The organism is Adhaeribacter aquaticus DSM 16391 (assembly GCF_000473365.1).
Lineage (GTDB): Bacteria > Bacteroidota > Bacteroidia > Cytophagales > Hymenobacteraceae > Adhaeribacter > Adhaeribacter aquaticus.
Map to the genome: position 1 here is coordinate 3,685,037 of NZ_KI421517.1, position 15,752 is coordinate 3,700,788.

Consider the following 15,752-nt stretch of genomic DNA (forward strand, 5'->3'; position numbering starts at 1 on the left):
TAATAGAATAGAGAATGAACAAAGAGGAACAGCAAGTACAAGAGAGTCGTCGGGAGCTGCTGAAGAAGCTGGGCTTGGGCGCCGGGGCCGGCGTATTAGGCTTGTTTAACAGCAGCAGCGCCCAGGCAGAGCAAGCAGTGCCAAGCTATGCCAAAGGCATGAAGCCCATCCGCATCAAGAGCGTACGGGCCATTGGCACCGCTCCGCAAGGTTCTAACTTAGTAGTCGTACGGGTAGATACTACCGAGCCGGGCCTGTATGGCTTAGGCTGCGCTACCTTTACCCAGCGGGCCGAAGTGGTGGTGACCGCCATCAACCGCTACTTAAATGATTTGTGTACCGGCAAAGATGCCGATAACATAGAAGATGCCTGGCATAGTGTCTATACCAGTTCTTACTGGCGCAACGGGCCGGTGCTCAACAATGCCCTGAGCGGGCTGGACCAGGCTTTGTGGGACATCAAAGGCAAACGAGCCGGCATGCCGGTGTATCAGCTGCTGGGCGGGAAGGTACGCTTTGCCGTGCCTTGCTATACCCACGCCAATGGCCGAAGCCCGGAAGAAACGGCCGAAGATGCCAAGCGGATCATGGAGCGGGGCTTCCGTTATGTACGGGTGCAGCAGGGCGGTTATGGGGCAACGGCCATATCGAGTAAACCAGATTTTAAAACCGCTGGTTTTGCCAATGAAAAAGACCAGTACATGGACCAGGTCGCTTACCGCAAGTCAGTGCCGAAGCTGTTTGAAGTAGCCCGGAAAGTATGCGGCGAGGAAGTAGAGCTGCTGCATGATATTCATGAGCGGCTGGATCCCATGGATGCTATTCACCTGATCAAGTCAGTGGAAGAGTACCGGCCCTTCTTTATTGAAGATCCCTTCTCGCCGGAGAACCCCAAGTGGTTCCAGATGCTTAGGCAGAACACCACGGTGCCGATTGCCATGGGCGAGCTGTTCAACAACCAGAACGAGTGGAAAGAGGCCATGGTGAACCAGTGGTTTGACTACATCCGCATCCACGTCTCGCAGATAGGTGGTATAACACCAGCCATGAAAGTAGCCCGTTTGGGGGAGTGGTTTAACATCAAGACGGCCTGGCACGGACCGGGAGATGTCTCGCCGGTAGGGCACGCGGCGCAGTGTCACATGGACCTGGCCACCTGGAACTTTGGTATTCAGGAGGCGGTGAGCTTTAATGAGAAGATGCTGGAGGTGTTCCAGGGCTGCCCCACCATGAACAAGGGCTACATGAGCGTGAATGAGGTGCCGGGACTGGGGGTGGAAATAAATGAAAAAGCAGCGGCTAAATATCCCATCACCAATAATGCAGGTAACTGGCAGGTGCGCAAGTTCGATGGTACCCTCGTCAGACCGTAAATGTGGTATTCTAAAGTAAATTGTGCCATCGGTTAATGTTCTTGTTGCGCCAGTATATGAGTCCTGAATTGTGGTAGGTTCAGCATTCAGTTACCAGCAACCGCGGGAGGAGCTTTGTGCTAAAGCCGATGGTACTTTTTACTTTAAATCTAACCTGATTACTTACCCTAAAACTATCCCAAAACAGATCTTTTCATTAAAGCTTTTCATTAGGTTAAAGCTTCAGTTTTGAATTTTATTTACCTTTTTGTTAAAACCTTAAATTAAAAATAGATCATACCCTTACTCCATGAAAAATCGCTTTGCTGGAAATATTTGGCTGTTGGGATTGCTGCCACTCTTACAAGCCTTTACTTCTAACTCAGGCAGTAGAATTCAAAAACCAAGTCAGCCTATATTTATTAATCAAATTAACTCCAGGCAAATCAAACCCATTAAAGTAGAAGTAAAAAAAGGAACAGAAGGATATCAGTTAATTCGGAATGGTAAACCTTATTTCATAAAAGGAGCTGGAGGTACCAACTACATGGATCGTGTGGCAGCATACGGAGGTAATTCAATAAGAACCTGGAGTACAGCCAATGCGCAGGAAATCTTAGATCAGGCACAGCGCCTGGGACTAACAGTAACTATGGGCCTTAATGTAAGAAAAGAACGTCATGGGTTTGATTATAATAATTCAGATGCTGTAACTAAACAGCTTCAGGAACTACGGGAAGAGGTGTTAAAATTTAAGGATCATCCGGCATTATTAATGTGGGGCATAGGCAATGAATTAAATCTAAGTTATACCAACCCAAAAGTTTGGGATGCGGTAAATAATATTGCTAAAATGATTCATGAAGTAGATCCTAATCATCCGGCTACAACAATGTTGGCTGGGGCAAACAAAAAGGAAATTGATCGCATCAAGGCTCAAAGCCCCGAATTAGATTTGTTATCATTCCAGACCTACGGAGGCTTAGGCAAATTACCCGGTACCTTAGAAAATGCAGGTTGGACCGGACCTTATGTAGTCACCGAATGGGGGCCGGTAGGTCATTGGGAAGGGCCGCAAACACCTTGGAAAGCCTCAGTAGAAGAAACCAGCAGCGAAAAGGCAGCTGGTTATAAAAGCCGCTATGAAGAGGCTGTTTTGCAAGATAAAACCCGGTGCCTGGGATCTTACGTGTTTCTGTGGGGGCAAAAGCAAGAACGGACGCCCACCTGGTACGGTGTTTTTACGGAAAAAGGCGAAGAAACTGAAGTGGTGGATGTGATACAGTATTTATGGTCCGGGAAATGGCCCCAGAATAAGGCTCCGCGGTTAGATTCCTTTCTCCTGGATGGGAAGAAATCTACCAATCAGATTTATGTTAAGGCGGGAGGTGATTATATAGCAGATGCTAGAGTTAAGGACCCAGAAAAAGAAAAGCTTACCTACCGCTGGGAATTATTGCCAGAAGGAACCAATTTTGGAGAAGGTGGCGATCGGGAAGACCGGCCGCAACCTATACCGGGTCAAGTTACTACAGGTGCTGGGGGTAGGGCAACGCTAAAAGCACCCGCTAAAGAAGGCCCGTACCGGTTGTTTGTTTATGCTGCAGATGGACATAATAATGTGGCTACGGCAAATATTCCGTTTTTCGTGCAAAAGTAATTAATTGCACCAGGCACTTCCTGATTACCTTAAAAAGAGCCATTTATTGTTTAAGGTATTCCTGCTGATAAATTTGGGGTGTTTTGCCTGTGATGGCTTTAAAGTTTTTATGAAAACAGGTAAAATTGTTAAAGCCACTTTCAAAGCACAAATGCTTAATAGGTAATTTATTTTGAATTAATAATTTGCAGGCATAACCAATCCGGATTTCTATTAAAAACTGAGAGTACGTTTTACCTGTTCTGACCTTGAAATACCGGCAAAAAGAATTGGGCATTAATCTGGCCACATCCGCTATCTTGGTTAAAGATATTTTGCTTTTGAAATTTTCGAAAGTGTAATCATAAATAGCATTTAGCCGGTCATTCTCTGGTTCTGATAATTCTGCCTGAAAACCCATAGAAGAAAGTGGGGTAAGCTGGTCAGAATGGGCAATAGCAGTTAAACATTCTACTAAAGCCATAATCCGAAAAGGTCCTTCTGCAACGTGCACCTTTTGAATTAGCTGGGCAATTTTTTTTCGGTTGCCTTCTAAAATTACTAAACCTCGTTTAGCTTTTTCTAAAATGGTCCTTATGGCCTGATTTTCGGGTAAAAGTAAGAATTCTTCTCCCCAAAAGTTCTCGGTAAAATGTATAGCTGTCGCATAAGTTTTTTCTTCTTCAATTTCCTCCAGATAAGATTCATCAAACCGCCAGTAGTGCGGCAAATTAGCCCCCACTAAAACAATGTCTCCGGTATTAAACCTCGAAATATGATCGCCTACAAATTGCGTACCGGTACCATGATGAAAGTGAACCAGTTCAACCTCCGGATGGTAATGCCAACGGTTATTAATGAAAGGTACTTTATCTTCTCTGGCACTGAAAGAATGTGCGGGTCCGGGAGATAATTTGAGTAGTTGGGGCTTCATGCAGAAATATTCAGGCGCTTTATAAAAAATACTTTACTTATGTTAAAATAGCTTATTACTAAGATAATATTTGCCGAGTAAAAAACCAGTATATCTTATTTATTTGAAACTTATTATTAGCTTACAGCCTGACCTTGAATCCACCAACTATTAATTAAATTTACCAATGCAACTGCCATGGCAAAAAATAGAAACCAATTAGCGGTAGTACTGGTTACGTCGCTGTTTTTCTTGTGGGGCTTTGCCCTGAACTTAAATCCAATCTTAATTCCCCACCTTAAAAAGGCCTGCCAGTTAACAGATGCTCAATCAGCTTTGATTGACTCGGCATCGTATATGGCCTATTTTTTAATAGCTATACCGGCTGGCCAGTTCATGAAAAAGTTTGGGTACAAGGGCGGTATTAGCTTGGGTTTGTCACTTTTTGCTCTTGGAGCTTTTTTATTTTACCCAGCTGCTGCTACCCGCACTTATGAATTTTTTCTCGGTGCACTTTTTATAATTGCCTGTGGTCTTACTTTTCTGGAAACAGCAGCCAACCCCTACATTTCGGTGTTAGGAAACCCTGATACCGCCACCCAACGCTTAAATTTTGCCCAATCTTTCAATGGCTTGGCCGCTACATTGGCCCCCCTGATTGGTGGAACCTTTATTTTATCGGGCAGAACGCTGACAGCCCAGGAAGAACTGGAGATGAGCTCCTCTCAACTGGATGCTTATCTGGATCTGGAGGCATCGGCGGTGCAACTGCCTTTTTTAATTATTGGGTTGGTGGTTCTGACAGTGGCTCTATTACTTTGGCGTACCAGGTTGCCGGAAATAACAGAAGAAGAAACTACAGGTAAATCAGGGTCCGTGTTAAAAGAAAGGAACCTGTTGATTGGGGTAATGGCGCAGTTTTTTTACGTAGGTGCCCAGGTTTGTGTCAGTAGTTTTTTTATTCGTTTTGCCGGACAAGTAGCAGGTTTTGAAGAAAAAGCGGCTGCTTTTCTTTTGTCGGGAGCCTTATTAGGTTTTATGGTAGGACGTTTTCTGGGTACTTTTTTTATGAAATTTATTTCTCCGGCAAAGCTACTGGCTATTTATAGCATTGTTAATATATTGCTGACTATTCTGGCAGTAGTTTTATCTGGGGAAATGGCCGTTTATGCTTTAGTTGGTGTTGAATTTTTTATGTCTATTATGTTTCCTACAATTTTTTCCCTTAGCATTCGGGGCCTAGGTTCAAAAACCAAATTAGGATCTTCTCTGGTAATTATGGCCATAGTGGGCGGAGCAGTTTTTCCTTTTATCATGGGTAATATTTCTGATCGTAGTAATATCCAGATTGCCTACCTGGTGCCTGCCGCTTGTTTTTTAGTAGTTTTATATTTTGCCAGCCGGAATTTAAAAGTAAAAGAGTTAACCTTAGTCGCCGCTCATTAATTATGCAAAAATTTTGTTTAGCCCTCGACCTGAAAGATGATGCTGAATTAATAGCTGAGTATGAATTCTGGCATGGGAATGTATGGCCTGAAATTAAAAGAAGTATCATGGAGGCAGGTATCCTGAATATGGAAATATACCGCTTCCAGAACCGGCTTTTTATGATAATGGAAACCGATGATGCCTTTACGTTTGATAAGAAAACTGCTTTGGATAAGGCTAATCCAAAAGTACAGGAGTGGGAAGAACTAATGTGGCAATACCAACAGGCCATTCCGGGGACTCCGGCTGGCCAAAAGTGGGTGTTAATGAATAAAATATTTGAATTATAATCTACAAACTTAAAGAAGCTTTATAATCTATGTTTGATTTAACAGGTAAATCTGCCGTAGTAACGGGCGGTGCAAGTGGTATTGGCAAAGCTATTTCCTTAACTTTTGCGCGCCAGGGCGCTACAGTGCATGTTTTGGATATTAATGCCGATAATATTGCGCAAACCATAGCAGAGATTAAAGAATTTGGAGGAGCAGCATTTGCCCTGCCTTGCGATGTAACAAACCAGAAACAGGTAATAGAATTATATCAAGGAATTGGCAAAATTGATATTCTGGTAAATAGTGCTGGTATTCCGCATATTGGGCAGGCCCATACCACCACCGAAGAAGATTTTGACCGGGTTTACCAGGTAAATGTAAAAGGGGTGTATAATAGTTTATATGCTGCTATACCGCTGATGCAGAACCAGGGTGGGGGTGTTATTTTAAATGTGGGTTCGGTGGCCGCCACGGTGGGTATTCCGGACCGGTTTGCCTATACCATGACCAAGGGTGCCGTTACCTCCATGACCTTATCCGTAGCCAAAGATTATCTGAAAGATAATATCCGGTGTAATTCAATTGCTCCGGGTAGGGTACATACGCCTTTTGTAGATGGGTTTATAGCTAAAAATTATCCGGGTCGTGAAGCTGAAATGTTTGAGAAATTATCGAAAACGCAACCCATAGGCAGGATGGCAAAACCTGATGAAATTTCTAAACTGGTACTCTATCTATGCTCCGAAGAAGCTTCTTTTATTACCGGTAATGATTATAAAATAGACGGCGGATTTGTAACGCTTAATACTTAAAAAATTTCTAAGTCGTAATTTTTACGCCTTGTTAATCAGTGAAAAGTATTAGTTATTATAATATTTAACTTTAAATAAAATTAATTAAAAAAAGCTATGAAATTAATTCGGTTTGGTGAATTGAATAAAGAAAAAACAGGAGTAATTATTAATGATGTTTCTTACGATACATCAGCATTTGGAGAAGACTACACTGAACAGTTTTTTGAAAACGATGGCCTTAACCGGTTGCAGCAGTTTGTGGGTCAAAATAAGGATAAGTTACCAACTGTACCGGAAGGAACCCGGTTAGGAAGCCCGTTTGCCCGCCCCTCAAAAATAGTGTGTATTGGATTAAACTATGCTGATCATGCTAAAGAAACTGGTGCTAAAACACCTACCGAACCGATAATTTTCATGAAATCCACTTCTGCTCTGGTGGGTCCGAACGATGATATCATGATCCCAAAGAACTCCACTAAAACTGATTGGGAAGTGGAGTTGGCTGTAGTTATAGGTAAAAAGGCTTCCTACGTTGGGGAAGACGAAGCCATGGATTATGTAGCAGGCTATTGTTTGCACAATGATGTTTCAGAACGGGAGTTTCAGCTGGAGCGGAATGGCACCTGGGATAAAGGTAAAGGCTGCGATACCTTTGCGCCGATAGGGCCTTTTCTAGCTACAAAAGACGAAATAGCTGACGTAAATAACCTGCGCCTGTGGCTTAATGTAAATGACCACGCCATGCAGAACGGTACCACAGCTAACTTAATTTTTAACGTGCCCTTCCTGGTGCATTATTTAAGCCAGTTTATGACTTTGTTACCGGGTGATGTTATTTCAACGGGTACGCCGGCTGGAGTTGGTCTGGGCTTTGATCCGCCGGTTTATTTAAAACCAGGCGATGTGGTAGAGTTAGGCATAGATGGTTTAGGTTCGGCCAAACAACGGGTAATAGCTTATGCTAAAAATTGATGCTCACCAGCATTTCTGGTATTTTAATCCGGTAAGAGATTCCTGGATAAATGAAGAAATGGTTGTAATTCAGCGGGATTTTTTACCCGCTGAATTACAACCCATTCTCGAGGCTCATGGTTTTGACGGCTGTGTTACGGTACAGTCAGACCAGTCAGAAGAGGAAAATAAATTTCAGTTAGCTAATGCCGAGCAGCATGAATTTATAAAAGGGGTAGTAGGTTGGGTAAACTTTTGGGGAGACGATGTTGAGGAACGATTAACAGAATTAAGCCAATTTAAAAAACTGAAAGGTTTTAGGTATGTCCTTCAAAGTGAGGTGGATCGTGCGGTTATGTTAAACCCAAAGTTTATGCAGGGAATCTCTAAATTAAATCAGTTTGGGTATACCTATGACATTCTGGTTTACCCGGACCAGCTGCCCTACATAAAGGAGTTTGTAGCAACCTTCCCTGAGCAACGCTTTGTAATCGATCACCTGGCTAAGCCCTATATAAAAGATCGAAATATTACTCCCTGGAAGCAGGATATGGAGGCAATAGCAGCTTTTGAAAATGTGTCCTGTAAAATATCAGGTTTGGTAACAGAAGCAGATTGGAAGCAGTGGAAAAAAGAAGATTTCCGGCCTTACCTGGATACCGTAGTAAATGCTTTTGGTACCAACCGTATTTTATATGGATCGGATTGGCCGGTTTGCCTGGTTGCGGCCACCTATGCTGAAACGCTGGGAATTGTACAGGAATATTTTGCTGCTTTTAGCCAGCACGATCAAGCCTTATTTTTTGGCGGCAATGCAACGGCTTTTTATAACCTCGCTTAAAAAATACAACATGAATTTAGGATTAAAAGATAAAATAATAATTGTAACCGGTGGTGCTAAAGGAATTGGCGAAGGCATTGTAAAAGTATTAGCAGCTGAAGGAGCTATTCCGGTTATAGTTGGCAGAAGCGAAGATGATAACCTAAAAACAGTAGCCGCGATAGAAACCAGCGGAGGCCGCGCCTACCAGGTAGTAGCCGAATTAACCCAACCTGAGGCATCCGAAAAAGCAGTAAAGGAGGTGCTGGATCAGTTTGGCCGGATTGATGGCCTGGTGAATAATGCCGGCGTAAACGATGGAGTAGGTTTAGAGCAGGGTAATTACAATGATTTTATGGCTTCCCTGCATAAAAATGTAGTGCATTATTACCTGATGGCTCATCATGCCTTGCCAGCCCTGAAAGCATCAAAAGGAGCTATTGTAAATATTACTTCTAAAGTTGCAGATACCGGCCAGGGCGGAACTTCGGGGTACGCCGCTGCGAACGGCGGGCGCAATGCCCTAACCCGGGAGTGGGCCGTGGAGCTTTTAAAATATGGGATTCGGGTAAATGCCATTGTAGTGGCCGAATGCTGGACACCCTTATATGAAAGCTGGATAAAGACATTAGCTAACCCGGAAGAAAAACTGGCCGAGATAACCGCTAAGATTCCGCTGGAAAACCGGATGACTACCGCTGAGGAAATTGCCAATACGGCTGTTTTCTTATTATCTGAAAGGTCGAGCCATACTACCGGACAATTGTTGTATGTGGACGGGGGATATGTACATTTAGACCGGGCTTTGGCCAACGCTTAAAAACACAAACTATTTTGTATGAAAAAGCTTCTGGTATTGGGTCTGCTACTGAATTTAAGTTTAATCAAAGTAGAAGCGCAAACTTATAAACCCAAATGGGAATCGTTGGATAAGCGGGAAACGCCTACCTGGTGGACAGATGCTAAATTTGGTATTTTTATTCATTGGGGGCCTTATTCCGTACCGGCCTATGCCCCGGTAAATGAAGTAGAGGGCGTTTACGAAAAATACGCTGAGCATTACGAGAACCGCTTATTGCAAAAAAATAAATTATTCACCGACCACCATAACCGTTATTTCGGCGAGAACTTTACTTACCAGGATTTTGCCCCGCAGTTTAAGGCCGAATATTTTAATCCCGATGCCTGGGCCGATTTGTTTCAGAAAGCGGGTGCCAAATACGTAGTCCTTACTTCTAAACACCACGATGGATTTTCCCTTTGGCCCAGCGCCTTTAGCCCGCGGTGGAACAGTGTAGCCATAGGAGCCCACCGCGACCTGGCAGGTGATTTAACGGAAGCCGTCCGAAAAAAAGGCTTGCGTATGGGCTTTTATTATTCTTTGCTGGAATGGAATCATCCCCTTTACAAAACCGCCACCATTAACCAATGGGTAGAGGAGCATATGCTGCCCCAAATGAAAGAGCTGGTAATGGCTTATAAGCCGGAGGTGATTTTTTCGGATGGGGAGTGGGATTATGCTAGTAACCAATTTAAAAGTGAAAAATTTTTAGCCTGGCTTTACAACGAATCGCCGGTGAAGCAGACTGTAGTGGTCAATGACCGTTGGGGCAAAGAAACCCGGAGTAAACACGGCGATTACTATACTACTGAGTACGACTTAGTAGGAGATAAATTGGGTTTTGGGGATAAAGCTACCCACCCGTGGGAAGAGAGCCGGGGTATTGGAACTTCGTACGGGTACAACCGCTTCGAAACTACCGACCATTATTTTACCTCTAAACAGCTAATAGATTTGCTGATTGATAAGGTAAGCAATGGCGGTAATTTATTGCTTAATATTGGTCCTAAAGCGGATGGTCTGATTCCGGTAATTATGCAGGAACGATTGCTGGATATGGGGGCCTGGCTGAAAGTAAATGGGGCCGCCATTTACGGAACCACAGCCTGGGACAAAAGGCCCAAGAACAGGAAAGATCAAACTGTTTATTATACCGTGAAAGGAAACGATTTGTATGTTATCTGCACCAAATGGCCGGAAAATTCCATTGCAGTACCTGGCATTAGTCAAGCCGGTAAGGTAAATATGTTGGGAACTAATAAGGAAGTAAAATACGATTTAAAAAATAATACACTCACCATTACAGCACCGGAGCTTAATCCGGCTACTATTCCCTGTAATCATGCCTGGGTATTCCGCGTAGCAAATTTTAAATAGCAGTACTGTTTTTTTGAATCTTGATTAGCAAGAAAAGCAGCCCATGAAAATTTTAGTTTAATCCGACTAAGCCAGTTCAATTTCAGGAGATAAAAATATATCGTTTCGAAATTTAGCATCTGGAGGCTGCTTTATCATCATCGAGTAGTAAAAGGAAATTTTGGTTTTAATTATCCGAAGTTTCATAAACGGGTAGCAAACGTAATGAGCAGTTGTAATGCTACTGGGGAAGATGTTGAATTAGTAATAGCGGCTATGAAGACAGGAAAAGTAATTGGCTAATTATATAAAACATATAAAATTTGATCAGGTTATTCTAAATTGCCGGGCTGGTTATATTTTAAATATTGGGCTCAAAAGTAAGGGTTTAAATACAGGAAAAGTAAATAAGTAGAAATAGTACATTATAAAATGAAAAATCAAATTGTAAAAATTCATCCCCAGGACAATGTACTGGTTGCCTTAACGGATTTATGCGCCGGGCAAACCGTTAGGTTAGGGGAGGAAGAATATTTAGTAAAAGAAGCCATACCAGCTAAACATAAATTTGCCGCTGTAGATTTGCCAGGAGGTTCGGAGGTATTCATGTATGGCGTTTTGGTAGGAAAAACTCAAAGCGAAATAATAGCCGGTGGCTTGATTTCTACAGCAAATGTAAAACATGCGGCCAATACCTTTACAATCCGGGAGCGCAAAACGGATTGGGTAAAGCCAGATGTTTCTAAATGGGAAAATAGAACTTTTATGGGTTTCCAGCGCTCCGACGGGAGTGTGGGTACCGCAAATTACTGGCTGGTATTACCCATGGTATTTTGCGAAAACCGGAATCTGGAAGTACTACAGGAGGCATTGGTGAATGATCTGGGATACGGACGCAACCAGGTATACCAAACGCAGGCTAAGCAATTGGTAGACCTGTATAAAGCCGGAAAAAGTGTCGAAGAAATATTACAAATTGATCTGCAGGTAAACTACAGCGAACCCAAAACAAGTCGCTTATTTCCGAACGTAGATGGCATTAAATTCCTGACGCACGAAGGTGGCTGTGGTGGAACCAGACAGGATGCCCAAGCACTTTGCGGTTTATTAGCTGGTTATATTACCCATCCTAACGTGGCCGGCGCAACGGTACTTAGTTTAGGGTGCCAGAATGCTCAGGTTAGTATGCTGCAGGACGAAATTAAAAAACGATCTGCTGCCTTTGATAAACCTTTGTTCATCCTGGACCAGCAAACTATTGGTAAAGAATCAGCGCTTTTATCGGAAGCCATAAAACAAACTTTTGCGGGGTTGATTTTAGCTAATCAGATCGAACGCCAGCCAGCGCCACTAAGTAAATTATGTATTGGCCTGGAATGTGGTGGTTCCGATGGCTTCTCCGGAATATCAGCTAACCCGGCTATTGGTTATACTTCCGATTTATTAGTAGCCTTAGGTGGCTCCGTAATATTATCGGAATTTCCGGAGTTATGCGGGGTAGAGCAGGAACTGAGTGACCGGTGTGTAGATACTCAAAATGCAGAACGGTTTTCGCAATTAATGCAAAGTTATAGCCAACGGGCGCAAGCCGTGGGATCGGGTTTTGATATGAATCCATCGCCAGGTAATATAAAAGATGGCTTGATAACAGATGCTATAAAATCGGCGGGAGCGGCTAAAAAAGGAGGAACCTCCCCGGTTACGGCTGTACTGGATTACCCGGAAAAAGTAACCAGTCCTGGTTTAAACTTATTGTGTACGCCGGGTAACGATGTGGAATCTACTACCGCTGAAGTAGCCTCCGGAGCTAATGTGGTTTTGTTTACTACCGGTTTAGGTACGCCTACCGGTAACCCCATTGCACCTGTAGTAAAGGTTGCCACAAACAGCAAGTTGTTTAATAGGATGCGTGATATTATGGATGTAAATACCGGTACTATTATAGAGGGTGAGGAAACCATTGAGGAAGTTGGGGAACGTATTTTGGAATATGTAATTGGGGTGGCTAGCGGGGAAATAGAAGTAGCTGCGGTTCGCCACGGACAAGATGATTTTATTCCTTGGAAGAGGGGAGTTTCTTTGTAAAAATCAGGTGTTTATAATGTTTTATTCAAGCTTTAATTTATATAAAAACTTAGTTAATGCGTTTTAATTCTTTCATTCTACAAATATTTTTTCTGCTATTATTTTTAAGCCAAACCAAGGCCCAAACCAAAAATTTTATCAGTCATAAAAGCACTAACATTAGGTACGAAGGCCGGATAGGGACAAAAGAAAATAAAGCCGCTGAGCTTTACTGGTCGGGTACTTCTATTAAAGTTAATTTTAAAGGCACTGGGTTAAAAGCTTTAATGCAACATAACACCCGCGATAATTTTTATAATATTATTATCGATGGCAAAGACATAGTTAAAATTAATCCTGATACAGCTAAAAAGTTTTATATGCTTGCCAGTAATTTAAAACCAGGTAACCATACTTTAGAGATTTACAAGATTACCGAATGGGATAAAGGCCGCGCCTGGTTTTATGGTTTGGAGTTAGATAAGGGCACTAAGTTATTAGCAGCCCCTCCGGCTAAAAAAAGAAAGATAGAGTTCTATGGCAATTCCATAACCTGTGGCTATGGGGCTTTGGATTACAGCGGTAATGATTCGGGTGCTGGTCAGTTTGAGAATAACTATTTATCCTATGCTGCTTTAACTGCCCGGCATTTTAATGCCGAAGCGAATTACATAGCTAAAAGTGGAATCGGCATTACGGTTAGCTGGTTTCCTTTAACGATGCCCGAAATGTATGATCGCATCGACCCGCAGGATCCGCAAAGCAAGTGGGATTTTGCGCAGTATACGCCCGATATAGTAGTTGTAAATTTGTTTCAGAACGATTCCTGGCTGGTAAACCGGCCCGAGCACGAACAGTTTAAAGCCCGTTTTGGCAGCAAAGGACCCGAAGAAGAAACCATTGTAACTGCTTATTACCAGTTTGTAAAAGCCCTTCGGGAAAAATACCCACAGGCCCATATTATATGTGCACTGGGTAACATGGATGCGACGAAGGAAGGGGCACCATGGCCGGGGTACATTACAAGTGCGGTTGCCCGCCTGAATGATAAAAAAATGTATACCCACTTTTTCCCTTATAAAAATACTCCCGGCCATCCGAGAGTAGAAGAGCAAAAAGCAATGGGCGATAGTTTGATAGGTTTTATTGAAAAGAATATAAAATGGTAAATTTGAAAATTTTAAGCTATTAATTGAGCTTATAAATTCCGTATTTAAGCTTTTTACTGGGAGTTAACAAACAAAACACCAAGGCTCAAAAATGGTCTTGGCGTTTTGTTTATCCGTTGGGGAATAGTATGTAAAGGAATGAGTTCAAAAGTTATATAGGGCTAAGAAAGGAATATTACTTATGTATATATACTTTTGCGACCAGGCAACTATATTAATGTTGGGTTAATATATGATTAGGCCTTATTTTTTACTAAATGCTTAAGAGATTCAACAAAGGTAAAAGTTTAAACTACCTCGAGGAAAACCGGTCCCGCTTATTACATTATATTCATAATATCTTATTCTACCTTAGCTTAGGTGGGCTGGCTTTCGTTTTTTTTGATGTGGGTTTTGTGCATGACCCGGAAAATAAACCTTTTTTCAGCGCTTTTTATGATTATTATACCTTAGGCATCCTGGTTGTTTTATTAGTCCGGCTTTTTTTAATAAACAGGGCCAGTATAAGAAAAGGTTGGTTTATTGGAGAAGTAATTGTTGTGCTTTGGTTAACGGCAGGTTTTGTTTCACAACTATTTTCTCATATTCTGCCGGCAGCCAGTACCTTGGGAGCCGCCTATTTACGGCACAATATTCTTACTACTGGCATTATATTCTATATTTTTCTGATTGAGCTTTCCCGCAGATCAGCCTTTTTGTACCAAACCAAGTTTAGCCCCACCTTGCTGTTTATTGGTAGTTTTATTTTGCTGATATTTTTGGGTACGGGATTATTAATGTTGCCACGGGCCACAGTTGGCGGTATTTCTTCTCTGGATGCCTTATTTACTGCGGCTAGTGCTGTTTGTGTTACCGGGTTAATAGTAGTTGATACAGCTACCTACTTTACCACTTTTGGTAAGGTAATTATTTTAATCCTGATTCAATTAGGAGGATTGGGTATAATGACATTTACCAGTTTTCTTGGGCTATTTTTTCAGAAAAGGTCCACCTTCCAGAGCCAGTTATTTTTTCAGAACCTGGTTAACGAAGAAAACCTGGGCCAAACCATGCATACCTTGGTAAACATTATTAAAATTACCTTACTTATAGAAGCTACCGGCGCTTTATTCGTTTTCTTAAGTATAAGTCCGGAAGCCATACCGGACATTAGGGACCGGGTAGGATTTTCTGTCTTTCATTCCGTTTCTGCTTTTTGTAATGCCGGATTTTCAACCTTAACAGATGGGTTATATGATTTCAATTTCCGTTTTGCTTATTTATTTCAACTTATTATAATTGGGTTAATAATTTTTGGTGGACTTGGTTTTCCTGTAATTACCAATATTATTCGGGTTATAAAACAGTTCTTGCTGAATTGGCAGCGGAAAGTACTTTATCGGGAGCCTTATCGCCATACTTCTCATTTATTAACCGTACACACCAAAATTGTATTAGTTACCACGGGCCTGCTTATTCTGGTAGGGGCTATTCTGTATTTCATGACGGAGGCAAACAGTACGTTGCGCGAGCATACCGGGGTAGGTAAAGTAGTCTCGGCTTTATTTGGTTCTGTTACTCCTCGTACTGCCGGCTTCAATACCGTAAATATGGCTCAGTTAACGGTGCCTACTATTCTTATCTACCTGCTTTTAATGTGGATTGGCGGATCACCGGCCTCTACTGGCGGCGGTATTAAAACTACTACGTTTGCCGTAGCCGTTTTAAATGTTTTTGCCATAGCCCGCGGGAAAGAAAGACTGGAAGTTTACAGACGGGAAATAAAATCAAAATCGGTGCGGCAGGCCTTTGCCGTTATGTTGCTGTCTTTCCTGGTTATTGGTTTGGCTACTTTCTTTATTCTGTATTTTAACCCGGAGCAACAGGTTATTAAAGTAGCTTTTGAGGCTTTCTCGGCTTATAGTACTGTTGGTTTAAGTTTAGGAATTACGGCCGAATTAAGTCCTATGAGTAGATTGGTCGTTATTATTACTATGTTTTTGGGCAGAATAGGTACTTTTACCCTGATTGCAGGAATGGTTACCAGGGTAAAATCTATGAGTTACCGGTACCCAGCCGAAAGTATTATCATCACTTAAAGTAAAGTTAAACAA

The 15,752-nt window shown here is 42.3% G+C and carries 13 protein-coding genes; 12 read left to right on the forward strand and 1 reads right to left on the reverse strand.

Annotated features, from left to right (window positions below):
• Positions 1 to 14: 14 nt before the first annotated feature.
• Together ADHAQ_RS0118495 and ADHAQ_RS0118505 are read left to right on the forward strand one after the other, a co-directional pair.
• Entirely contained in the window at positions 15 to 1,373 is a 1,359-nt protein-coding gene (locus tag ADHAQ_RS0118495) for an enolase C-terminal domain-like protein (protein ID WP_026462234.1), read from the forward strand.
• Between the two features lie 289 nt (positions 1,374 to 1,662).
• Positions 1,663 to 3,012: a glycoside hydrolase family 2 TIM barrel-domain containing protein gene (locus tag ADHAQ_RS0118505; RefSeq protein WP_026464216.1), complete on the forward strand. Its 1,350-nt coding sequence runs from the start codon at positions 1,663 to 1,665 to the stop codon at positions 3,010 to 3,012.
• A gap of 43 nt (positions 3,013 to 3,055) precedes the next feature.
• On the opposite strand, the gene ADHAQ_RS0118510 is transcribed toward ADHAQ_RS0118505, so the two are convergent.
• On the reverse strand, positions 3,056 to 3,925 hold the full coding sequence (locus ADHAQ_RS0118510; protein WP_026464217.1) for an AraC family transcriptional regulator: 870 nt from the start codon (positions 3,923 to 3,925) through the stop codon (positions 3,056 to 3,058).
• Positions 3,926 to 4,102: 177 nt separating this feature from the next.
• Here ADHAQ_RS0118510 and fucP point away from each other — a divergent pair, with 177 nt between their 5' ends.
• The 10 genes from fucP to ADHAQ_RS0118570 all read left to right on the forward strand — a co-directional run bounded on the left by fucP (position 4,103) and on the right by ADHAQ_RS0118570 (position 15,737).
• Positions 4,103 to 5,350: an L-fucose:H+ symporter permease gene (fucP, locus tag ADHAQ_RS0118515; protein WP_026464218.1), complete on the forward strand. Its 1,248-nt coding sequence runs from the start codon at positions 4,103 to 4,105 to the stop codon at positions 5,348 to 5,350.
• Positions 5,351 to 5,352: 2 nt separating this feature from the next.
• The gene (locus tag ADHAQ_RS0118520; protein ID WP_026464219.1) at positions 5,353 to 5,682 is read left to right on the forward strand and encodes an L-rhamnose mutarotase; all 330 of its coding nucleotides are present in this window, start codon (positions 5,353 to 5,355) and stop codon (positions 5,680 to 5,682) included.
• Positions 5,683 to 5,711: 29 nt separating this feature from the next.
• The gene (locus ADHAQ_RS0118525; RefSeq protein ID WP_026464220.1) at positions 5,712 to 6,476 is read left to right on the forward strand and encodes an SDR family NAD(P)-dependent oxidoreductase; all 765 of its coding nucleotides are present in this window, start codon (positions 5,712 to 5,714) and stop codon (positions 6,474 to 6,476) included.
• Between the two features lie 96 nt (positions 6,477 to 6,572).
• Complete coding sequence (locus ADHAQ_RS0118530) at positions 6,573 to 7,430, forward strand: fumarylacetoacetate hydrolase family protein (protein WP_026464221.1); 858 nt, start codon at positions 6,573 to 6,575, stop codon at positions 7,428 to 7,430.
• Positions 7,417 to 8,250, forward strand: coding sequence for an amidohydrolase family protein (locus tag ADHAQ_RS0118535; protein ID WP_026464222.1), 834 nt, complete (start codon positions 7,417 to 7,419; stop codon positions 8,248 to 8,250). The genes ADHAQ_RS0118530 and ADHAQ_RS0118535 overlap by 14 nt, the downstream gene beginning before the upstream one ends.
• 10 nt (positions 8,251 to 8,260) lie before the next feature.
• Positions 8,261 to 9,049 (forward strand): SDR family oxidoreductase, encoded by a 789-nt coding sequence (locus tag ADHAQ_RS0118540; protein ID WP_026464223.1) that lies wholly within the window; start codon positions 8,261 to 8,263, stop codon positions 9,047 to 9,049.
• 18 nt (positions 9,050 to 9,067) lie between these two features.
• Positions 9,068 to 10,447, forward strand: coding sequence for an alpha-L-fucosidase (locus tag ADHAQ_RS0118545; protein ID WP_026464224.1), 1,380 nt, complete (start codon positions 9,068 to 9,070; stop codon positions 10,445 to 10,447).
• 411 nt (positions 10,448 to 10,858) lie between these two features.
• The gene (locus ADHAQ_RS0118560; protein ID WP_026464225.1) at positions 10,859 to 12,511 is read left to right on the forward strand and encodes a UxaA family hydrolase; all 1,653 of its coding nucleotides are present in this window, start codon (positions 10,859 to 10,861) and stop codon (positions 12,509 to 12,511) included.
• A gap of 56 nt (positions 12,512 to 12,567) precedes the next feature.
• A complete protein-coding gene (locus ADHAQ_RS0118565) occupies positions 12,568 to 13,659 on the forward strand; it encodes an SGNH/GDSL hydrolase family protein (protein WP_026464226.1) in 1,092 nt (363 codons plus the stop codon).
• A gap of 257 nt (positions 13,660 to 13,916) precedes the next feature.
• Positions 13,917 to 15,737 carry a TrkH family potassium uptake protein gene (locus ADHAQ_RS0118570; RefSeq protein WP_026464227.1) on the forward strand — a complete coding sequence of 607 codons (1,821 nt, stop codon included), beginning with the start codon at positions 13,917 to 13,919 and terminating at the stop codon, positions 15,735 to 15,737.
• Positions 15,738 to 15,752 lie beyond the last annotated feature (15 nt).